The following is a 22,773-nucleotide window of genomic DNA, read 5'->3' as shown; positions in this document are numbered from 1 at the left end:
ACAGTTTATAGGGTGATATCAATACCTAAATTATAACGTCGCACGGTAGGATATGCGCCACCGCTGGAATTGCCACTGAAGTTAGACTCGCGGTCGTCGGGCATTTTTGTCCACAACAACAGGTTGTTGCCGTTAACATAAAACCTACAAGTCCGTAGCCCCAATTTACTCACGTATTTACCGGGGATGGTGTAGCCTATTTCAGCATTCTTTAAACGTATATATGATGCATCGTAATAATAGCGGGTACCGGCGCCGCCCATGGCATCCAGAACGCTCCAGCGCGGTGGAGGTACTTCGCCACCACCACTTTGCTTATACCAGAAGGGTTTTTCAACAAACACCACGTTACTCTTGCCCTGAAAGTCGGGGAACTCAATATAACGTGTAACATTGTTTACTCCATAGAATTGCAGAACCAGGCTCAGGCGTTTCCATTCGAACCCGATGGTAGCATTGTAGGTATTTTGGGGGGTAGCTGTATAGCCGTAAGGAGCCTGGTCCTTATCATCAATAACACCATCGCCATTAAAGTCGACAATATTATAGTCTCCAGGTAACCGGTTCTGATTATTGGCAGAACGGGTAGTACTGCCATACAGGTCATCCCAGCTTGTGATAAATCCATGATCGATATAAGACTTGGTTTGCCCGATGGCATAACCGGCCTGCTTCTGATAGGCGGGTGTCAATTCTGGATCATCCCTGAAAATTGTTTTATTGGTAGCATGAGTTTTGGCTAAATTAACCCAGGCACGAATACCATTACTAAAAGAGTGATTGAACTTAAGTTCCACTTCGTACCCCTTACTGGTTACTTCGCCCAGGTTGGCCTGGGGCGTACTTGAACCATATCCAAAAAAGGATGGTATGGCGCGACTTGTACCGCCGATCATAATCCTTGTCCTCCTATCGTTGAACACATCTACGTTACCTGATATATCGCCGTGCAGAAAGCCAAAGTCAAGTCCGAGGTTACGCTTCTCGGCCGTTTCCCATGAAATATTTGGATTGCCTATGGCACTAACGCGATAGATGGTATACGGTGAAGCAGATGTAGGGCTCCCCATCATGGCATTTCCGCCATAACTATAAGAATCGCGGAACAGCCATGGGCTACTACCACCAACGTTGTCATCACCAATCCTTCCCCAGGAGCCCCTTACCTTCAATACATCTACGAAAGTTACGTTTTTCATGAAACTTTCATTGTTGATTGACCAGCCGGCAGACAAAGAGGGAAAAAAGGCAAAACGATAATCAGGGCCAAATTTTTCTGAACCGTTGTAAGCACCGTTAGCTTCAAAAAGATACCTTTGCTTATAGTTATAGGTTACACGGAAAACCCAATCTTCTCGATACCGGGGGAATGCCGAGCCAGTGGCCCCACGCTGACGTTGCATCATGGCCATTGCCGTTACGTTATTTCCGCCAAACGGACGAGCGTAATTGAGCTGAAACTGATAATTCATGTTCCGGTAAGTAGCATCTTTATTTACTGAGCCGCCCTGGGTTGTCCAAGCTATAGCTTCGGTAAAATCAAATTGCGTACCTGTATTTTTCAACTGTTCATACGTCACCTGGCCTGTAGAAGGATTGATATACTTGCGCTGGGCAGGGTGGTTTTGGTCGTTTATACCTCGGCCAGTTTCTACAAAAGTATTATCTAATGAAAGGCTACCCCTAAAACTAAGCCCTTTGGTAACCATGCTTAATTGTTGCTGCAGGATAAAATCGGTGGTCAGCTGTGTAGTTGTACGTTTCTCCACTCCCGAATAGGCCAGCCAGAATGCAGCGTTGGGTTGATCCTGGGTAGCTGTTGGATAATAACCATAAGTTCCGTCTGAATATATCGGCCGGAATGTATCAGGTGCGGTACGGTAGGCAGACGACCAGTAAGCCTGGTCTCCGTCGGCCAAGCCATAAGGTAGCTGCCTTACCGCATTTGAACCAAATAAGTTGGTAGAGAATTTAGTGGTTTTTGTTAGGTTAAAGTCGAGGTTACTGCGAAAATTCATCCGGGTGTAGCCAAAATTCGAGTCGTAGCCCCTGTTATTGGGGAAGGTTTTAAACAAGTCACCTTCCTTGGTTATGTCTATCCCAGCAAAATAGTTAACGTACTTGGATCCGCCTGAAACATTGACAGCGCTATTGTATGACATTGCCCTGTCCTTAAATAATTCCTTTTCCCAATCTACGTTTGGATAGCGGTCCCATTCGTCCGTATTGGCAGGGTAACGGTATTTATAAATCGTCGCCATAGGCGTATATCCGGACCACGCATTTGGATCAACGATAGATTCCCTTTCAATAATCTTGTTTTTGATCATCAAAGCGTCGTACGAATCATATTTTGCGGGCAGTTTGGAGGCCACTTTGGTGGTGATGTTTGACCGGGCCTGAACCTGGGCCTTGCCTTCAACACCGCGTTTGGTGGTAACCAGGATAACGCCGTTTGCACCGCGCACCCCGTATACAGCCGTAGCCGAAGCATCTTTCAACACAGACACACTTTCAACAGATGAAATGTCGATTGAACTGATAGACCTTTCAATACCATCCACGAGGATCAATGGCGAGCTACTGTTCCACGAACTTATCCCCCGGATTACAATCTGCGGGTCTTCTCCTCCCGGCATACCGGTAGAAGATGTGACAACAACGCCGGGCAGGTTTCCGGTTAAGGCCATACCCAGATTGGTAACGCCACCTGTGCGTTCCAACTCTTTACCAGACGTTTGCGTAATGGATCCAACAATACTGGCTTTCCTCTGCTGCCCATAGCCAACAACCACAACTTCGTTCATGGCTTTTACCTCGTATTCTAATACAATGTTGTTTGCGCCGTTAACTGAAGCGGTAATCTCCTTCTTGCCCATGCCAAAAGAAGAAATGATGATCACAGTATTATTAGCAGGAACAGCTATTTCAAATTTCCCGTCTTTGTCTGTCAGCACTTTTTTGGCGTTGTCGGCTTTTGCAGCTATCACTGCACCTATAATTGGATCTCCGGTTTTATCTGTAACCGTACCTCTGATCGTCACACGGTTTTGCGCATGCGTTACAAAGGCGTAAAAAAACAGAAGCAACACCAAAAGAAGGCCTTTGGGGAATCGCTTTTTTATATTTTTAATTATTATCATTTGGTTGAGAATAAATGAGTAATGACTTTTTATTGGTTGGTGAAATTTTACCAGGGCAAAACCTGTAATCCGGTGACGAACACATCGCACTCCCGTAACATGTTATCCATTAATTAAACTTCACGCTTATCAGTAACCCGGCAGGTTGACGCTGTGCTATACATGGAAAGCGGTACCATCAACTCCTTAGCGCATTCAACAAACCGCGTTAATTGGGAGTATGAAGTTGCAGATAACTTGATTGGTAGCGTAAACCTATTGCCATATGTGGTTATTTGTTTGGTGATTGAATAGTTAATAAAAATTCGGTCCTGATGGCTACAACTCTATAGCTAAACATAACAGGGTTACGTGGGGGCTTTCATCATCATAATTGTTTTAATTGGTTAGTAATTCGGTTTGATTTAAGGTTTAAATGAAAGTCTGCTTGTGTGGTCAGTTAGTTATATTGTCGAATTGATTCCTTCCTTATTGAGAGGGGGGCGGGAGGCCGGATGTTAACGTGGTATGGCCCCAGGCTTTCTCTTTCAGGATAACGGCTATAACTGTTACTAAGAAGGCTGTTATGCGGGTGTAGATTTGTTTTAGGCCTGAAAGCCTTGAAAAATACACAGCATGAGATACGTGGGCTATGATTAATTTTCCTGGTTGAAAAGTGTAATTGTATAATCATTTAGTTGACGATTTGGTATGCTATAAACTAAATTATAGGCTACCAGCTACGAACTTTGCTCCGTCGTGTATGATGAATATTTGCAAATTCAGTCACAAGGCGAGAATATGTTTATAATTGGCTGACAACCTTGCAAGCCAGATGGGACTGCTTTAGTTGCTATAATTTAGTGCATCAAAAATAGCTTTACGCTTACCCGGCCAATGGCACTATTGTGTAAATTAATCGGTATTTTGTTTAATATAGGAGGGGAGGGGATACCACTTTAATATTTTTATTTGATTTTAAATTATTGATAATCAATTATTTGAATTGTAAATGCTCATTTGTACTATCCGGGTTGCGTTAAAGTGTGCAGCATATTATGAAAATATATAGCTTGCATTATTATAGCCGGTATACATACCTAAACATGGTGGCAGCTGTTAAAATTGTTTGAAAATCCATGAGCCTCAAACTCAAAATATTTCAAAATTTGCTTTGGCAACAGCGCATTTAAACCGATAGCATTATGCCGCGTAGCGTTGATCCCCCAAAGTGCCGATGGTATAGATTTAGGATCCGGTGATGGCAGGTTTTATTGAAAACGATCGTCATATTTGGATGGCAATGCAAGGGGTTGTTGCGGCGTGCACAGGGAGAACGTATCGATTGCCGAAGGAGCCATGCTGCCAGGCGCGCAGCTTCGAGAGGGCATTTGAATCAATTGTCGATTTCGGGAGGAATGATTGCAGATGCAAGTCCCGGCTTGCAGTTACCCCATAATCTTTTTCATGATCTCGTCTTTTTTCATTCGGGAAACAGGGATCTGGCTATTATCATCCATCATAATATACCCCCCTTCGGATTTTACATACGAAGCTATTTTTTTAAAGTTGATGAGATGCGACTGATGAGTACGAATAAAATTAAACCTTTCCAGAAGCTCAGCATAATCCTTTAGCGTTTTACTCACCAGGTACTTTTTCCCGTCTTCCAGGTAGATATGCGTATAGTTTCCTTCGGCCTGCAGGCGTACAATTTTACCAACGTTCACAAATTCAACTTTGTCGCTTAACGGAATGGCTATCCGCTGTTCATCTTCGCCACGGTCAAGGTTTGATACCAACTCCTTAATACGGAGGTTTTCTTTTTTGCGACCAATGCGCTCCAGTGCTTTATCAACCGCGCCGGTTAGCTCTAAAATATTGATTGGTTTGAGCAGGTAGTCTATAGCACAGGCTTTGATGGCCTGTATGCCATATTGGTCAAAGGCAGTAACAAAAATAACTTCGAAATTTTGCGTGCCTGTTAACGACTTCAATAAATCAAATCCAGACGCAGCTCCCATTTCAATATCCAGGAATAACAGATCGGGTTGCAATTGCCGCACCAGTTTGAGTGCTTCTACTGCCGAGCCCGCTTCGCCTGTTACCGCTACGCCCGGGCAATACTCCAACAGCAGGCTGCGCAGGTTACTTCTGCTTTTGGGCTCATCATCAATCAATATGCTTTTAATTATCATGCCTCAATTATCAGGGAGTGTTAAAGTTACGGTAACGCCGGTTTTATCGGTATGGTTGCTTATCGTCATTTTAGCTTCGCTGGCATCTGCCTTTAATATAGCCAGGCGCTCGGCCACCAGTTTCAGCCCAAAGCTTTCCGTGCTAAATATCATATCCTTAAAGCCAGGCCCGTTATCGGTTACGGCAACTTTAAGATAACCGGCTTCGGTATAAATATTTATTTCCAGGTTTCCGCTACTTCCTTTTTGGGCAAGCCCGTGCACTATGGCATTTTCAACCAGGGGTTGTATCAGCATTCCCGGGATTTCGATCAGGTTGGTATTAAGCCCATTTTCAACATTCAATTTAAACGCGAAGTCAAAGCGCAGTTGCTCTAACTGGCAATATAGCATAACGGCATCCAACTCTTCGGATAAAGCTACCAGCGTTTTTTCAGAATTATTGAGCACTTTGCGCATCATTACCGCGAATTTTTCCAGGTAAATATTGGCCTGCTTGTATTGGCCGTTATTGATGAGCGACTGGATAGAGTTAAGCGAATTGAATATAAAGTGCGGATTCATCTGTGATCGGATAGCCTTTATCTCCAGTTCCTTAATTCGTTTTTGCAAGGTGATGTCCCGTTTTATTTTGGCCAGCCTGTTCCGGTAGATAAAGTAGCCTATCACGAATGAAAAAAGGATGGAGCATGTGCTCCATCCTAATACGGTGTAAAATTTTGCCTTCTGTACTTTGCTAAAACGGGGCGTAGCCTCAGCTTTTTTTAGCGCGTTATCCAACTTGTGAATGTCGAATTCCTTTTTATTGGTGGTGCTGTTGATGATAATCTTACTGCCCAGATCCAGAACATCGTCAACTACCCTGAGCCATTTATCAAAAAACAATACACTTGATTCGCCGCCCTCAATATCCAGCCAGCTCATGTTTTTATTTGATCCGTCAACTTCATAATAGCTTACGTTAGGAAGATTAAGAAACGACTTATCAATAGTATAAGCCGCCGAGGCTTTGAGTTGAAGGATGACGAACTGAACCTTTGCCGGATCGTGTTTTTTAATAAAATCCCTGTATTGTTCCAGGTCTTCACCGGCGGCATAGTTTACAATAAGGCAGATGTTTTTGCCTTTAAACTGCTCCAGGTTAAGCATTTTTCCGTTGGTAAGTACGGTGTTTTTTACCGGCGAGGGTTTGCCCGGTTCCCAGGCCTGCAGGCGCTCCCATTGTTTAATTAACGGCTTGGTAAGGGCGCTGTCGCCGCAATTGTTAATAAAATTCAGATAGTAAGGTTTTATCATTTTGCTGTTTTGCCAGCTGCTTTTATGGAGGGCCTCACGCAGCACATTGGATAAGGCAAGATAAAGCGCGTAACCTTTAAAAGATGCCAATGCTGAGGCGTGATCAACCAAAAAGCCGCTCTGGCCACCGTTGATGATGCTAAGCCTTGCGCTACGGTAATTGTGCAGCCATTCCACACAGCTTTTGTACCAATCACTGTTAGCGTAATCATCAGTTAAGATGGGCAGATCATCAATGGCCGTAAAGTAATTTTCCGGAAAGCCCGCGAAAGCGGCACCAGACTGCGGCGAGTACCTATACTCTTTTAAAAACAGGAAGTATAATTTGGCCTGAGCCTGCAGGTACATCCATTCGGCATTATAATATTCAAGAGCTGTTTTGGAAGCTGTGTTTTTATTGGCGTCCATCAGGGCGTTAAATTCCTTTTTGCCCTTCTCCTGGTAGGCCATAAATTCTTCTACAGGTACCACCGAAGCCCGCCTGTTTGCAAAAGGCTGCATTTGGTTTGTATATAAATTGGTTAATTGCTTGTCAATCAACGCATCCGAAGCGCCGCTGCCAGCGTAGCTTACACTCTCTGAAAAAGGGCTGGTAGTTGATTCCCCATGCGCTGCGCTGCCATCCTGGTAATTTTTGGCATCGGCGTTTATAATCAGCGTATCGCCGGGTTTTATAAAAGGCTTTATGGCACACAGCGGATTTTGCCCATAAATAAACAGGACCGGCGATGGCTGCGTAACCAGCATTTTTGCTTCAAATGTGCCGTCGGCATTAATCTTAATGATACCTTGATCGGTATAAATCTCAGGTTTATTACCCGTAGTAAAAGCGTTCAGGATGCGGCCTTTAATAACCACGTTTTGCGGTAAAGGAAAAGAAGCGGCAATGGTTAGTAAAGACACATCGTTTTGGATATTTCCCCAGCCGATAAGATTTCTCAACTCGGCATTGAAGCTTCCGTTCAAGGCCCTGATATTTGCTTTTTTGATCTCCCGGGATATATAGCTAACTATATTTTGGAATAAAAATGAGGGTAAGGGGTCGAAACTGATTACTGTTGAGCGGATAAATTTTTTCGGCCCTATCTCGCTCATGTTGATTGGTGGATAGGTTTGTTGTTGATGATCAAATTTGATAATTTTACCTGCCGCATCAATTTCTAACGTTCTGATCAGCCGCGACAGCGTATCTCCATTACCTTGCAGGTAGGATGGATAAAAGGAATCATAACCATACCAGGTACCGTCATTCCCTCTGCGTTTAAATTTCACCCGCTCCAATGTTACCTGGTATTGCTCGTTGCCGTTTGCAAGATGCTTTACCAGCACAAAGCGGAGGTCGTACTGGTTTTTATCCATTTCCTCGGCTCCGCGATCGATGACGGAGTGGCCATCCGCTAACAAACTTCCCTGTGGCCGAAGAATAACCTGCATTTTAAACCAGTCGCCGGCCTTTAGTTTAAGAAATGGATTTTGTGCCGACAGCAGCAGGGGGAATAATAGGCTAAGTGCCATTGTTAAAAGTTTTTTCTGTTTCATATTGCTTTTGATTTGAAACAAAAGAGCAGATAGCGTAGGGAAATATTGGCGGTCATTTAGCAAACGGCAGGTTTCACTTATTATTCAGTAATATTAATGATAAAGTGCAACTTTAAAAAGTAGTCGCATGGCTATCCGGCCAAAAAGCAGGCTGTAACACCTCTATCAAAGGTGCACCTATATCGTTATTTGTATCGCCTTAATTATTTGCGTGCAACTTAGCGAATAGAGATTGCGTCACGGTATTATAAGTCGGTAAATGTTGTCCTAATATCTTCCCAACAAAAAAGGCCGACATTACTCTCAGCCTTCCTGTTCGATTTTAAGTACCCAAACCCGACACCCCACGACCAATCGTTAGATCACCTGAAACGATTAGCCATTCTATTTGATGATTGAGGCAGAATAGAAATAACTAATCCGTTTTGTATTGAACCGCAATTCATTTTTGAATTTTGGTAACTTTATTGTATGAAAACGCATATACTGCCAGACCCTGCAGATAGAATTGTTGCTGAGTTTGCGGAAAAGATTTAGGGTATCAAACCAGATTTTGTTGAGGGATTTTATCTGACAGGTTCAATACCAATGAATGACTTTCACCCGAATAAAACTGATATAGATTTTTTAGTTTTTTGTAAACATCAGCCTGATGCAAAAACAATTTTACAGCTACAAAATATACATAGGGCAATCCAAAGCCGATACCTTTACCAAGATTACGTTTAGCAAAACTTATAATGAGCAAAAGTTTAAGAATAATTAAGGATCAGTCAAATCGTATCTGATATTAAATGTTGACAAAATATCCTGTAAAAAAAAGTTGCCAACAAAGTTTGCAATTTGCCTGGAAATATACCCCGGATGGGAAAACCACTCCCCATGATGCAGTAATCAAAATGTTTCCTTTTATATCTTGCTTTACATTCCGAACCATTGTATTAGGCCCTTAGGAGGTGACCGTGTGTTTGAAATCATAATTGATTATTGTCTTTATGTGGTTCAGTTTGCTTTTGTCAGCAGGAAGTGTCACAAACAAGAACCAGGAACAAAGTATATAATTGTATGTATTTCATGATTTTTTTATTTTACATAATCCTGTCAAGTTTAGTTTATCGAGATTACTTCGATATATTTCAGGGCGTGGGATTTGGATTGTAAATAAAAATGCAAACTTTGTAAATAAAAAATTGACACGATGCTTGATAGCCGAAATCTCCTGTCCGGGAAAGGCAAGTATTTCTTTTTTGGATTGATACTTCTTTTTTTATTTTCCGTGGTCTGGGCTGCTTTTAGTATGACTAATAGCGACGATTTTGATATTTCAAGAAGGGAGGTTTTGCTCCGCAGAATAGGGCATGAACTGCTCTTACAGTCGGGCGATAGTAAATCAAGGGTACTTCCCGTAAAAAAAATAGCCGACGATGAATACCAGATAAGCTTTGAAAATGAACTTACTTTTCAAGCGGATTCCCTGGTGAATACTACTCAGCGTTTGTTAGCCAAAGATCCGCTCGCAGGTGATTATGTGGTCACAGTTTTGAACAGTGGTAAGTCCGGCATAGCCTATGGATATGCTATATCTAAAAATAAAAAAGATGATATTATAGCTTGTATAGGAAGAAAGCAACCCAAGGCACGTTACCTGATTAATATTAAATTTAAACCGACGGGGATAAATACAGCAAAGAATGGATATCTGATAGGCGCTTTGCCTTTATTGGCATTTGTTGGTTTTATCTTTTTGAGATCTGTTAAGCCGCGTCGGGTTTTACCTGATAATCAAAACACTGGTATAGTCACTTTGGGCTCAATGCTGTTCGATGCAAAGAATCGTAAGCTCATGATAAATGGAAAGCCCATAGATCTCACCGGAACTGCAACCCGTGTGTTGCATATTTTCGCTTCTTCCCCTAACGAGACCGTAGAGCGAAGTAGGTTACAAAAAGAGATATGGGAAGACGAAGGTGTTATCGTGGGGCGCAGTTTAGATATGTTCATATCAAAACTTAGAAAAAAACTGGAATTTGATCCCAATATCAACATCGTAGTTATACGCGGCAAGGGCTATAAGCTTGAGATTAGATCATAAGAACGCTTAATCAACCTTAGCTTCATTCGTTATAACTGTAAGTTATTATATCCGTATTTCCTGAATATGTTATCAATCAAAAAGAACCATGTAAATTACTGATTTGCATGTTTTAATAGGGTAATCGGTTCACGGATCTGACCTCGAACCAAGGACCAAATGATTTAAATGGATAGCGTCAGCCCGCGTAAATCAGCCAGTATAAGTTTTCATTATCTTTTTGGATACCCTCTTGATCGATTTTGTTAAATGCCTGCAACATGTGCTCCCGTGTAATTAACCTTAATTTGTTTGTCATGAATTATGATAAGATATTAATTACACAGTAATTGTTAGCTAATGCAATTATTCCTGATCCGCGATTTGTCCACTTAAATCCGTGAACTGTTAAAGAATCGCCATGCCTATAAGGCGACCTTTGTCCGGTAATCAAAAAGCAATATTGTTAGTGGTACTAAATAAACAAAAGTATGAGTGCAGATCAAAATAAATCAAGCGAAGAGATTAGCGTTGTCATTATCGGGGCAGGAGTAACAGGCCTTACGCTGGCGACATTTTTAAAGAAGTCAAACATTAACGTTGTTGTGTTAGAGCGCCGCGACCGGGCGTATATTGAACTGCGGCAGCGCGCAGGTGTTGTAGATGCACGGGCGGTTCGCATGTTTGAACAATGGGGCCTGGCTGATAAGCTTCTTGCAGGCCCGGTCGCCCAGACCATTGAATACCGTATGAATGGTGTCGCCAGGGTATTTAAAGCCGAAGCAGAACATGGTATACAAAGCAGGTTCTGCACACAGCAAATGCTGGTCAACAACCTGCTGCGGGAACTGATCGATGTGATGTCAGGTGATGTTCGTTTCAATATCAAGGATATCAATATCGTTAATGAAGAAAACCAGTCTCCGAAAATTACTTACTTCGATGCGGAAGGTTCACACGAACTCAATTGCGATTATATTATTGGGGCTGATGCTGATAAGGGAATTAGCCGCGCTTCAATACCTGCTGGTATGCTGACCGAGTATAGTTATGAATTTGGTTATGCCTGGCTGGCTGCGCTTGTTGAGGCACCTGTGACTGGGCACCCGATTATGGCAGTAAGTGATCATGGATTTGTGGGACAACTTCCGCGGGGGCCGCAACGCAGCAGATATTATTTGCAATGTAAACTGAGCGATGGACGAAAGGACTGGCCTGATGAACGTATCTGGGATGAGATCAGGCTGCGACTGGCCGATAATACCGTACCAAACGCCCAGGTTCACAACATTGAATTTGTGCCTTTCCGTTCCGTTGTGTATGCACCTATGCATTACCGCAATTTGTTTCTTGTCGGCGATGCAGCCCATATGGTGCCGCCGGTGAGCGCCAAGGGAATGAACCTCGGCCTGTATGATGTGGATATCCTGGCCCAGGCACTTTTAAGTGGAATCCTAAAAAATGATAGTAGCGGTCTTGAAAATTATTCGGAAACGGTTTTGCCGCATATCTGGAACTATCAGGATTTTGCGGTTTGGATGGCAGATACGATGCACGACGCGGGTAATCCAGCTCAGCATGGTACATTTAGGCAAATGACTGCGCGTGCACGTTTAAACAATCTGTTCGAGTCGCCTACATCTGCACGCCTGCATACTGAATACCAGCAGGGAATGAATTAAGCTGTGAATTACGATACGATCAAAGGCGGGCATGTTTATACCCGCCTTTATATTTGTCAAGTTTTTAAGTATTTGTTCAGTTAGATTTTTAAGCTACTTTTAAACCGGATGAGTAAAAAAGAAAAAATTCCAGTTCACCGTATGGAAGACTGGTTTGCCCGTGTATATTTGAAGTCTTTCGGCTCGGTAAAACCATTTGGGCCTTCTTATGAAATTTCCGAAGCACACCGCCACGATTTTTATTACTGCGTTTTGCTGAACGAGGGCGAAATGGATCTGGAGGTTGATTTCAAACATATCAGGCTCGGTAATCACACAATTTTCTTCTCGTATCCGGGACAAGTACACCGAATTATTTCAGCCAGATTAAAACAGGGATGGTTTCTCGCATTTGATCCCTTAATTATCGATGAACAACTGAAAAATATACTCGACCAATGCCTGTCAGAGGTCATGATTATATCGCTGGCGGCGGAAAGATCAGCAGAATTATCTGCTTTTATCGGGCATTTAGACACGGTATATCATAATCCCAATGAACGTTTCCGGCAAACCATTGTTCACTCAATTGTAACAGCTTTCGTTTATCAGGTGGCATCAGCGTACCTTACTAATGAGCAACTGGAACTGAATAAACACCCGGCCCGACATGTGGAAATTACAAAGCTATTCAAGCAAATCCTTCGTCAGAATTTCAGGTTGATGAAAAGACCGTCGGAGTTTGCGGACAGAATGAATATTACCGTAAGCCATTTGAATGACACCGTAAGATCTGTAACAGGGTTTGCGGTAACTTACTTTATTCAACAGGAAGCTATGCGGGAAGCCCAGCGTTTATTACGTTACTCTGAACTATCCGTAAAAGAAGTTGCGCAATCAATAGGTTTTGATGACGCTCAATACTTTAGTCGATTATTCCGCAAGGTTATTGGAGTTGCTCCAGGTGCTTACAGAAAAAATGAGGATACAAACTATTTTAAAAATATCTTACCATAGTCCGAGCCCAAGTAACGACAACAGTAAAACTGAACTTTTTCTAATTTAATTGTATTCTATATAAGTCAGGTATTTTCAGGTAACTGCCGTAACGCTTACCGATGTTTTTTTAAGGCGTATATCACGCTTACGGCCGCTAAAACATTTCTTTCGAGTGAAAGTGCGCAGCATGACAAACATTTAGTCAGCTCAGGTTTTTTCGACGCAGAAACTCATCCGGAGTTAAAATTCGTGTCTACCATATTGAAGTCCGGCCGATAATACTTTACCCTGGAGGGCGCCCCTTCGATGAAGGGTGTAACCAAGCTAAACGTATGCAGAGCGTACGTTTAGAATACCCTATATTCATCCAATTTTTATCATAAAGTACTGAAGATCAAATTAAAAAAAAAAGGTTGCCCGGTTTTGAGCAACCCTCATGTATTTTGGATAAAAAACCAATACATACTCTCGAAAATATCTACTCCCCAATATTTTTTTGAAGGTTTGGAAGTTTTATTACGTTTAATTTTTTTTTAACGGTAATTTTAATAAGATGACTTGAAGAATATACAAACATTTATTGAATATAAAACTGATGGCCCTTTTTTATGAGTAGTATTATAGGGCTTTGTGATTTTTCAACACCCTTTATTTGGTATGGCATAAATCACGCTGCCTGAAACAGATAAATCGAAGCCTCTATTTTCTAAGGAAGGAAGTAACAGTTTCCATGTTTTGCCCATGTCTGATGATCTGAATATACCATCTGAGCGACCACATATTAAATATTTACCCACTTGTTTGATTGATGAAATATTCGATGAAGGTTGAAGTCCGCCGATTAGTTTGATTAATGAACTATTCCAGAAAGGCTGAAGTTCTTCTCCTATGTCATTCCAGGTTTTTCCACTATCCCGTGAAATGTATATTGTGTTGGTTTGGGTTGTGGTGTTGTAAGCTATAGCAGCAAATCCGCCATCAATACGTTCCACAGCGATACCAGCACCCTCCTCATTAATCACACGATCCCAGGTTTCACCATCATCGGTCGATCTTAATACTCCCTGTGTGGTGGCAACCAGGAGTACACCGTTTGACTCTACAATTTTCATTACCCAGCCTCCAACATGCACATATTTCCACGTTTTTCCATTGTTAGTAGATTTAAAAAGGGCGTTATTGGAGCCGATGAAAACTGTGCCTTCCGTAGTTTCAAAAACACTGCATACTTGTTTCTCTTTATAATTCGTGTACATCCAATCTATCGTTTTGTTGATGCGTACGGCTTGCTCTTGAAAATTTGTGTACATGGGCGACCAATCGCTCGTTCCGTTTGTTTTCTTTAAAAATTGTCCCCTGAAATTATAGGCAAATATGCCATTCTTGCCAGGGGCAATTTCACACTGTTTACCGGGTAAAATCTCTTTTGTCCAAAAAGAAGTTGTGGAATTTGGTTCGCTGTGATAAACCCCATTGCCAGTACGTAAATAGAGCCCACGGTTATTTGCAAATAAACCACGACTCCACACACCTTCTCTCTGCAAATTTTCAGGTAGCCCTTTGCTAATGTCCTGCCATGTTTGTCCGCCATCAGTAGATCTCAAAACGATGTTTACAGGCCCTGATTTAGTCCCTTCTGTTGTTTTCTTCCCCGCTTCCGTTTTTTTTAACATAAAAGAATTTAGCAGAAATAATACCAGGAGGCTTGCCGGAACAAACACAAATAATCTTTTCATTTTTTTATTTTTCATATCCTATAAATTTGATGCAGCAAATCTACTTTGATGATTTTCGGCTTAAGTAATCAGGATTGTAAATTAAAATGTAAACTTTGTAAATAAATAGTAAATAGAATGTATTATGGTCGAAATAGCCTCTGCTTTAAATACTATCGATGTTAAGGAGCCTCTATTTTTCTGCTCGATCATAGAAACCCAATGGCATAAAAAGGAAACAACGGCCATGTGCTGTTTCCTTCAGTACTCAAACCCGACGTCCACACGAACCAATTTTTAGATGATCTGAAACGTTTGTCCACTCTATTTGATGACTGAGGCCGATTTGAATATCTAACCCGTTTTTGATCGAACCAGGCTGATAAAGATCATCTTCAATGCTCCTTAAATTAGCTGGAGGAAAAAATTGTTCACGTTTATTTTTGGCCGTAAAATTGCAGCGTGTAACAAAATCAAAAAAACATGGGCAATTTAGTCTCACTATGGAGTTTTATATCTTGGCTCCCGCCACTGCTAATATTTCTGGCTTCGTGTTACTACCTCTCTAAAAGCGCTAAAGTAGATTCTGCTTTACTTTTTATAGGTTCGGGTATTGGTTTACTCGTCACAATATTTTTTAGTTGGATGCCATATTTTGTACAGAGCAGATATATGCCTTTTGCTGAGGCATCAAAATATTATGCTATCGCAGGGTTTATTAGTTTCCTCGGCGGCATTTGTTTTGTAGTAGGATTTTTTATTTTAATTACCAATTCTGTAAACTCATCTAAGCAAAACAAAATATAATCGCTCTTGGCCTTATTCTGCTTGATCGAAGACTATAGGTATAAAGCATATTTAAGTAAACAAAAAAGGCGACATTTTTTGTTAGCCTTTTTGTTCGATTCTAAGTAGTCAAACCCGACATCCCCAAGAAACAATTTTTAGATGACCTAAAACGTTTAGTCACTTTATTTGATGATTGAGGCCGATTTGAAATATCTAACCCGTTTTCAATTGAACAGGCGCTAACTATGCAGTTCTTTCAAAGGATTCCTGGAGAAAAATGATAGAGCAAAAGATCGAATTCTTGGTTTATGATCAAAAAGCAAAGGAACAGGTAGAAACCCAAGAACTTTAGTCGAATTTTAGCTCATGATTTTTTAATTAATAAGCTTAAACGGATAATGTCAAATAAAAGGGAAGCGCCGGATTAAGGAACACTATACTATTTTAATTTAATCGTTTATTTTTGTAGCGGATAGTTATCCTTTAAATTTTAAAGTGCGGTTAAAGAAATCAATATGGTAGTAGAAGCGGGAAATGAGGAAAAGTTCATATCCGTCATGTTCAACTTGAGTAGTGCGATTAAAAGTGAGTCCGAGCATTGTTGCAAGATATGTGGTGATCTCAACGAAAAGGAATTATTTATTATCACATTTATCGGAGAAAAAGGGAGTGTCAAAATGAGTGATATAGCTGATTATATACAAGCACCACTGAGTACTTTGACCACCATTGTTGATAAGCTCGTTACCAATAAATTCCTTTTACGATATAATTCAAATGACGACCGGCGTGTCGTAAAAGTTGAACTTGACCGGAAGGGAAAAGCCTCTTATAAAGAATTCAAAAACCGGAGAGAAATCATGGCAAAAAAGGTATTAGATCATTTGACCGAAACGGAGCAGGCAACACTTATTGCTAATCTGGCTCAACTGGTCACTTCAATTAAGCTTTAATATTTTTAGTTTATTTATTTCGTTAAACGTACTATTTCATTTTCGGAATAAATTAGTACAATTGTTTGATTAATTACTTCGATAGTCGTAATATTGCATAAACGAATTAAATATATCTAAAGGATAGAAAAAATGAACCAAAGCATATTAATAACCGGAGCAAATACTGGACTTGGGAAGGAGGCTGCCCGCCAGTTAGCATTGAAAAAAGAAACAAAAAAGGTAATTCTTTTCTGTAGAAACCAAGTTAAAGCCGAGGCAGCAAAAAAGGACCTTGAGGAGCAAACGGGAAAAAAGATTTTTGAAATTATTATTGGAGATGTTGCGGATGCAAATTCCGTAAGAAAAGTAGTAGAAAAAATAAAGGAACCTATTGATGCAGTAATTTTAAATGCGGGTGGAGTAGTTGGCAAAACGGCTGCGAAAATTACGCCTTCGGGTATGAATGAGTTAGCTGCTACGAATATTTTAGGTAATGTAGTTTTAGTGGAAGAGTTAATAAAACGTGATTTGTTAAAGAAAACAGTACTATCAGTAAGTGCGGAAGCTGTGCCGGGAGTAAAGATGCTCGGAATGAAACCGGTTGCCATGAAAACTTCTTCTGTAGATGAGTTTGCTGCTGTTCTTGATGGATCATATTTTGGTGATAAGTTCGAAGCAATTCAAGCATACGGATATGTCAAATATGCAGCAACCATGTGGGCCTTATCAATGTCAAGAAAATATCCTGACCTCAAGTTTGTGGTCATGAGTCCCGGGAACACGGGCGGAACCAATGCGCCAGATAGTTTGCCCCCGGCAATGAAATTTATGTTGAAGTATTTGATGATGCCTATTGTATTTCCATTGATTGGAGGGATGGTGCATACGTTAACAGTGGGTGCCAAACGTTTTGTAGATGGCATTTCGGATGAGCGATTTAAAAGCGGTGTTTTTTATGCAAGTGCAGCAGGCAAGTTATCGGGAGATGTGGTTGACCAAAGTACTTTTTACACTGATTTGAAAAATACCTCATTTCAGGATAACGCCGATGAAGCAATTCACCGTTTCATAGACCGGGCTTGAAAAATACGTTAAAAAATATTGCTTACAACTGCAGGAAAGCGACATGGCTTATTGAGAAAAAACAGATAGGCGGTATAACTATCCGTGAGAAACTGGAGCTGAAGGTACACCTGGCAGGTTGCTCCGAGTGCCGGATGTTTGAGCAGCAAAGTATAGTGATCAATAAATTGGTCCGTGATCTGTTCCATGAGCTGCAGATCACCAAGGGTATTAAACTTGACGGCGATTTTAAAAAGAAAATGCACGATCAAATTATGACTATCTCAAATTATGGAAAAACTTAAAAAAAATTAAGTGCCGAATTTGAATGTTTTTTTTTAGAAACGCCTCTTTATGTGGTCAACCTGCATAAAACAAGTAGCCAATAAAATTGGCTACTTGTTTTAAATTGTGCTCAAATCCAACGTCTACACAAACCAATTTTTAGATGATTTTAAACGTTTGTCCGCTCTGTTTGATGACTGAGGCCGATTTGAAATATCGCTGCTAATATTCTGGCTTCGTGTTACTACCTCTCTAAAAGCGCTAAAGTAGATTCTGCTTTACTTTTTATAGGTTCGGGTATTGGTTTACTCGTCACAATATTTTTTAGTTGGATGCCATATTTTGTACAGAGCAGATATGTTCCTTTTGCTGAGGCATCAAAATATTATGCTATTGCAGGGTTTATTAGCCTCCTCGACGGCATTTGTTTTGTAGTAGGATTTTTTATTTTAATTACCAATTCTGTAAACTCATATAAGCAAAACAAGATATAACCCCTCTTGGGCTTATAATATCGACCACTTTTATTTGATCGAGAATATAGGTATAAACATATTTAAGTTAACAAAAAGGCCGACATTTTCATGTCAGCCTTTTTGTTCGATTCTAAGTACCCAGGGCGGGAATCGAACCCGCACTCCTTTGACGGGAACAGGATTTTAAGTCCTGCGTGTCTACCAGTTCCACCACCTGGGCAAGGCAATTAACCTTGTAAAAACAAATCCCTCCGGATTAGAGAGGGATTTAGAGCGAAAGACGAGATTCGAACTCGCGACCCCGACCTTGGCAAGGTCGTGCTCTACCAACTGAGCTACTTTCGCATTTTTTTTTAATTTGAGATTTTGGTATATCTCGTTTTGTTTACCCCTCTGTTTAGCTATCGTTGATAGCTTTTCGTTGTTGGGGAGTGCAAATATAGATAGTTTTGAAATTTTAACAAGCAATTATTTGAAAAAAAATTAACGTTTTTTATAAATGGCTGTTATTCAAAATATCAGCTATCAAATCATTTTCAAAGCCACGGCTCAAAGCGTATTGCTGTAGCTTGTATCGCTTTTTATAAGCATCTTTCTCGTCTAAAACAGCCTCTTTTTTTTGGATAATCTGGCTCAGCCTTTTAGTGTAATCATCGCCGTCAATTTCTTTCAGCGCTTTTTGGATCAATTTTTCCGGTATTCTTTTAAATTTCAGTGCCTGCTTAATCTTAATGCGTCCCCAGCCTTTCTGGCTAAATTTTCCTTTGGCATACTGGCGGGCAAAGCGCTCTTCGTTTAAAAAGTTACCTTCAATCAGGTTGGCAATTATTTGTTCTATCGCATCGGGCCAAAGCCCCCAATCGTACAATTTGTTTCGCACCTCCTGCTGTGCACGTTCCTGGTAGGCGCAGTACTGTTCGGCCTTCTGGAGCGCCATTTTAGGGTCGGTAATTTTAGGGGCAGATGTTTGATTTTCCATCAAACCAAAATTCGTTAAAATTCTTCTATTGATATAAATATCTTCAAATTCGTAGCCATGCTTAGTCACCAATACTCCATCACCCAGATACAGCAAATCATCGGCGCTTCGGCAACCATCACACATGATTCCATGGTCAATAACTTACTGACCGACAGCCGGAAAATTAACAACCCTTTTACTTCCTTATTTTTTGCGTTGAGCGGCCGCAGGGATGGGCACGAGTTTATTGGCGATGTATACCAAGCCGGTGTGCGTAATTTTGTGGTGTTCAAATTACCTGTAAAGGTAGATTTGCTTCGGGATGCTAATTTTTTAGTGGTTGATGATGTACTTAAAGCATTGCAAAAACTGGCCATCCATCATCGCGAAAAATTCGACATCGATGTGATTGGTATTACCGGCAGCAACGGTAAAACTATTGTAAAGGAGTGGTTATATCAATTGCTTTGTGCCGATAAAAAAATTATACGTAACCCCAAAAGCTATAATTCTCAAATTGGCGTTCCGCTTTCTGTATGGCAGATGGATGATCAGCATAACCTGGGTATTTTTGAGGCCGGGATTTCTACCACTGGCGAAATGGAGCGTTTGGAGCGTATGATTAAGCCAACCATAGGTATCTTAACGCATATGGGCTCTGCACATGATGAAGGTTTTAGCGGGCCCGAAAAAAAGCTTGAAGAGAAGCTTAAGTTGTTTACGCATTGCAGCATGGTAATATACCAGTACGATGCCCTGTTGAAATATAAAGCCAGGGTGCCGGGTAAAACCAAATTTACCTGGAGCCGTAAGTTTAGGGAGGTGGACCTGTATGTTTTTAACGAGACCATTATATCAAACAAATATTATTTACGTGGCGTTTTTAAGGGGAAAGAAATTGAGTGCCTCGTGCCATTTATTGATGAAGCATCGATAGAAAATGCCATTGTATGCTGGGCAACAATGCTTGCTTTGGGTTATGATAGCCAGGTTGCCGACGACAGGCTGGAGAGGCTTGTACCGGTATCAATGCGGATGGAGCTTAAACAGGGAATAAACAATTGCTCCATTATTGACGATTCCTACAATTCAGATTTCCAATCGCTTGAGATAGCGCTTAATTTTTTAAATCAACAAAATCAGCACCAAACCCGCACTTTAATTTTATCGGATATTTTTCAATCCGGGTTGGAGCAAGCGGTGCTGTATCAGCAGGTGGCAGATTTGTTGAGCCAAAAAAATATTGATAAAGTAATTGGCGTGGGTAAGGCCATATCGGCCCAGCAACAATTATTTAACATACCCCTTAAATATTTTTATGCCGATACGGATAGCCTGCTGATGGCTTTAGCCGATTTGACGCTTGAAGACGAAACCATCCTGATCAAAGGGTCGAGGAGTTTTGAGTTTGAACGCATCAGCCGGGCACTGGTACAAAAAGCGCACGAGACCATTATGGAGATTAACCTGAACGCTTTACAAAACAACCTCAATTTTTACAAATCAAAACTGGGGCCCGATGTTAAAATTATGGCCATGGTAAAGGCTTTTTCGTACGGGAGCGGTAGTTTTGAGGTAGCTAACCTGCTACAATTTAACGGGGTTGATTACCTGGCTGTTGCTTATATTGACGAAGGGATAGCCCTGCGCAATGCCGGTATTACGCTCCCCATTATGGTACTTAACCCCGAAGCATCTGCCTTTGATAAGCTGGTGGAATTTACCTTACAGCCCGAGATATACAGTTTTACGCTGTTTGACGAATTTGTAAAATTTGCTCAGCTTAAAAATATATTTAACTATCCTATCCACATTAAAATTGATAGCGGCATGCACCGCTTAGGTTTTGAGGATTTTGAAATAGAAACTTTATGCGATTTGTTGGAGCAAAACCAATATGTTCATATACAATCCATATTTTCGCACTTGGCAGGCAGTGATGCCGAGATGCACGACGAATTTACTTTAAAACAGATCATGGTGTTTGAAAAAGCCTATCACCAGATTGAGAAAGTATTAAATTATAAGGTAATGCGCCACATGGCCAATACATCTGCCATTACGCGCTGGCCCGTTGCACAATTTGATATGGTTAGGCTGGGCATCGGTTTATATGGTATTGATAGCGCTATCAAGAACGAAGCTAACCAGCTACAACCGGTGGCCACCTTAAAAACGAGTGTATCGCAGGTGAAAAAGATCAAAGCAGGCGAAACCATAGGTTACAACCGCAACGGATCCTTGTTGGCAGATGGTAAAATTGCTACCGTACGTATAGGTTATGCTGATGGTTATTTGCGGGCGTTTGGAAACGGTGTTGGTAAGATGCTGATTAAAGGTGTTTTAGTGCCCACAGTGGGTAACGTTTCGATGGATATGTGCATGCTTGATGTTAGCGCTGTAGAAGTAAAGGAAGGCGATGAGGTAGTTGTTTTTAACGAAGAATACAAGATTGAAGAAGTGGCCAAACAAATTAATACCATACCTTACGAAATTTTAACCAACGTATCGCAGCGGGTAAAACGTGTTTATTTTTACGAATAGGAGAGGATCCCCCAAATGAATAAATTAGCAAGAGCTATACTAAATTACTTTGTAAAAGGATTATTGATTGTTGTGCCGTTGGGCGCGGCTTTCTTTCTGATCTTTTGGGCTATTTCATCTATTGATAACGCGCTCAATATCAGTAGTATCATTTGGGTTGATAAAACCGGAAAGCCTATCTATATTCCAGGGCTGGGTATCCTGTCGGTTTTGGTTATTATTTTGCTGGCCGGGGTAATTGTAACCAATATTATTACCGAGCCTATTAAGCTATGGTTTAACCGCCTGGTTGACCGGATACCGCTGTTCAAGTTTTTATATTCGTCGATCAAGGATCTTACCGAAGCTTTTGTGGGCGACGAGAAGAAATTTAACGAACCGGTACTGGTTGAAGTAAACGAATTTGGTTTAAAAAAGATTGGGTTTTTAACCCAGAAAGATTTAAGCTCCATCGGCCTCCCCGGCGAAGTGGCCGTGTATTTCCCTTATTCCTATTCGTTTGCCGGCCAGGTGGTTATTGTATCGGCCGATAAGGTTAAGCACATGGATAAAAGCGCCGGCGATATGATGAAGTTTGTGATATCGGGTGGGGTGAGTGGGTTGGAGTGAAAATAGGGCCTTGCCAACTAATGGTTTACTTACAAGTATCGCGAAGTTGCTTGTCAAGCCTATTTAAGTTGCTGATTATCAATGATAAATTTCTCTCCATCATGTCATCCCGACGGTAGGAGGGATCTTCTAAAAGCGATAAGTATGCGTTATACGCTGATTATCAATGTGCTATGTTTGCTCCAATAATCAGTATTCATAATTTAGATCATCGGCCCGCTCAGTCGCCGCGTGAAGAAGCCCCACCCAACCCTCCCCGGTAGGTAGGGCTTAAAAAAAAGTCTCCCCTACCGGCTACCGTGTACCCACATCTTTTGGATGCGATTAGAATACTCCGTTAGGAGTAAAAGCCCGGTAGAATGATCAATCACAAAACGTTTATTGCGGTAGGTACGCTACCATTATTTAAGCAGTTAACGCAGGTTGCAGAGTTCGTCGCACGGTGAACACCCCCCTGCAGCCGCAATGCCAAACGCGCCCCCTCTCGAGAGGGGATCTGAATAAATTTACT

At 41.2% G+C, this 22,773-nt stretch carries 15 protein-coding genes and 2 tRNA genes; 10 read left to right on the top strand and 7 right to left on the bottom strand.

Going from position 1 to position 22,773, the window contains the following annotated elements; all coding sequences use genetic code 11:
- Positions 1 to 5 precede the first annotated feature (5 nt).
- From MUCPA_RS01320 to MUCPA_RS35530, 3 genes are all read right to left on the bottom strand, one after another.
- Positions 6 to 3,143, bottom strand: coding sequence for a SusC/RagA family TonB-linked outer membrane protein (locus tag MUCPA_RS01320; protein ID WP_008504012.1), 3,138 nt, complete (start codon positions 3,141 to 3,143; stop codon positions 6 to 8).
- A 1,427-nt stretch (positions 3,144 to 4,570) separates the two neighbouring features.
- Complete coding sequence (locus MUCPA_RS01315; protein WP_008504011.1) at positions 4,571 to 5,320, bottom strand: LytR/AlgR family response regulator transcription factor; 750 nt, start codon at positions 5,318 to 5,320, stop codon at positions 4,571 to 4,573.
- Between the two features lie 3 nt (positions 5,321 to 5,323).
- Positions 5,324 to 8,131 carry a sensor histidine kinase gene (locus tag MUCPA_RS35530; protein WP_157543787.1) on the bottom strand — a complete coding sequence of 936 codons (2,808 nt, stop codon included), beginning with the start codon at positions 8,129 to 8,131 and terminating at the stop codon, positions 5,324 to 5,326.
- A gap of 1,222 nt (positions 8,132 to 9,353) precedes the next feature.
- On the opposite strand from MUCPA_RS35530, the gene MUCPA_RS01300 reads away from it, so the two are divergent.
- The 4 genes from MUCPA_RS01300 to MUCPA_RS39465 all read left to right on the top strand — a co-directional run bounded on the left by MUCPA_RS01300 (position 9,354) and on the right by MUCPA_RS39465 (position 13,165).
- Entirely contained in the window at positions 9,354 to 10,247 is an 894-nt protein-coding gene (locus tag MUCPA_RS01300) for a winged helix-turn-helix domain-containing protein (RefSeq protein ID WP_008504008.1), read from the top strand.
- A gap of 470 nt (positions 10,248 to 10,717) precedes the next feature.
- A complete protein-coding gene (locus MUCPA_RS01295) occupies positions 10,718 to 11,908 on the top strand; it encodes a 4-hydroxybenzoate 3-monooxygenase (protein ID WP_008504006.1) in 1,191 nt (396 codons plus the stop codon).
- Between the two features lie 108 nt (positions 11,909 to 12,016).
- Positions 12,017 to 12,904 carry a helix-turn-helix domain-containing protein gene (locus tag MUCPA_RS01290; protein ID WP_008504005.1) on the top strand — a complete coding sequence of 296 codons (888 nt, stop codon included), beginning with the start codon at positions 12,017 to 12,019 and terminating at the stop codon, positions 12,902 to 12,904.
- 48 nt (positions 12,905 to 12,952) lie between these two features.
- Entirely contained in the window at positions 12,953 to 13,165 is a 213-nt protein-coding gene (locus MUCPA_RS39465) for a YceI family protein (protein ID WP_157544063.1), read from the top strand.
- Positions 13,166 to 13,524: 359 nt separating this feature from the next.
- Here MUCPA_RS39465 and MUCPA_RS01285 read toward each other — a convergent pair whose 3' ends face one another.
- Positions 13,525 to 14,637, bottom strand: coding sequence for a WD40/YVTN/BNR-like repeat-containing protein (locus tag MUCPA_RS01285; protein ID WP_008504004.1), 1,113 nt, complete (start codon positions 14,635 to 14,637; stop codon positions 13,525 to 13,527).
- Between the two features lie 447 nt (positions 14,638 to 15,084).
- On the opposite strand from MUCPA_RS01285, the gene MUCPA_RS38080 reads away from it, so the two are divergent.
- The 4 genes from MUCPA_RS38080 (at position 15,085) to MUCPA_RS01270 (ending at position 17,692) form a co-directional block, all read left to right on the top strand.
- Complete coding sequence (locus tag MUCPA_RS38080) at positions 15,085 to 15,408, top strand: hypothetical protein (protein WP_169316144.1); 324 nt, start codon at positions 15,085 to 15,087, stop codon at positions 15,406 to 15,408.
- A 497-nt stretch (positions 15,409 to 15,905) separates the two neighbouring features.
- The gene (locus MUCPA_RS01280; RefSeq protein ID WP_008504002.1) at positions 15,906 to 16,343 is read left to right on the top strand and encodes a MarR family winged helix-turn-helix transcriptional regulator; all 438 of its coding nucleotides are present in this window, start codon (positions 15,906 to 15,908) and stop codon (positions 16,341 to 16,343) included.
- Between the two features lie 132 nt (positions 16,344 to 16,475).
- Entirely contained in the window at positions 16,476 to 17,408 is a 933-nt protein-coding gene (locus tag MUCPA_RS01275; RefSeq protein ID WP_008504001.1) for an SDR family NAD(P)-dependent oxidoreductase, read from the top strand.
- Positions 17,405 to 17,692 carry a zf-HC2 domain-containing protein gene (locus MUCPA_RS01270; protein WP_008504000.1) on the top strand — a complete coding sequence of 96 codons (288 nt, stop codon included), beginning with the start codon at positions 17,405 to 17,407 and terminating at the stop codon, positions 17,690 to 17,692. Before MUCPA_RS01275 ends, MUCPA_RS01270 begins: the two co-directional genes overlap by 4 nt.
- Before the next feature lie 591 nt (positions 17,693 to 18,283).
- On the opposite strand, the gene MUCPA_RS01265 is transcribed toward MUCPA_RS01270, so the two are convergent.
- The 3 genes from MUCPA_RS01265 to MUCPA_RS01255 form a co-directional block, all read right to left on the bottom strand.
- Positions 18,284 to 18,368: transfer RNA gene (locus MUCPA_RS01265), tRNA-Leu, on the bottom strand.
- A 52-nt stretch (positions 18,369 to 18,420) separates the two neighbouring features.
- Positions 18,421 to 18,493: transfer RNA gene (locus MUCPA_RS01260), tRNA-Gly, on the bottom strand.
- Between the two features lie 148 nt (positions 18,494 to 18,641).
- Entirely contained in the window at positions 18,642 to 19,127 is a 486-nt protein-coding gene (locus MUCPA_RS01255; RefSeq protein WP_008503999.1) for a regulatory protein RecX, read from the bottom strand.
- Between the two features lie 57 nt (positions 19,128 to 19,184).
- Between MUCPA_RS01255 and MUCPA_RS01250 the strand changes: the two genes are divergently transcribed.
- Positions 19,185 to 21,653 (top strand): bifunctional UDP-N-acetylmuramoyl-tripeptide:D-alanyl-D-alanine ligase/alanine racemase, encoded by a 2,469-nt coding sequence (locus MUCPA_RS01250; protein ID WP_008503998.1) that lies wholly within the window; start codon positions 19,185 to 19,187, stop codon positions 21,651 to 21,653.
- 15 nt (positions 21,654 to 21,668) lie between these two features.
- Positions 21,669 to 22,262: a DUF502 domain-containing protein gene (locus tag MUCPA_RS01245; protein WP_008503997.1), complete on the top strand. Its 594-nt coding sequence runs from the start codon at positions 21,669 to 21,671 to the stop codon at positions 22,260 to 22,262.
- Positions 22,263 to 22,773 lie beyond the last annotated feature (511 nt).

Origin of the sequence: Mucilaginibacter paludis DSM 18603 (genome assembly GCF_000166195.2) — a bacterium.
GTDB lineage: Bacteria > Bacteroidota > Bacteroidia > Sphingobacteriales > Sphingobacteriaceae > Mucilaginibacter > Mucilaginibacter paludis.
This window is presented reverse-complemented; position numbering and strand designations above follow the sequence as displayed.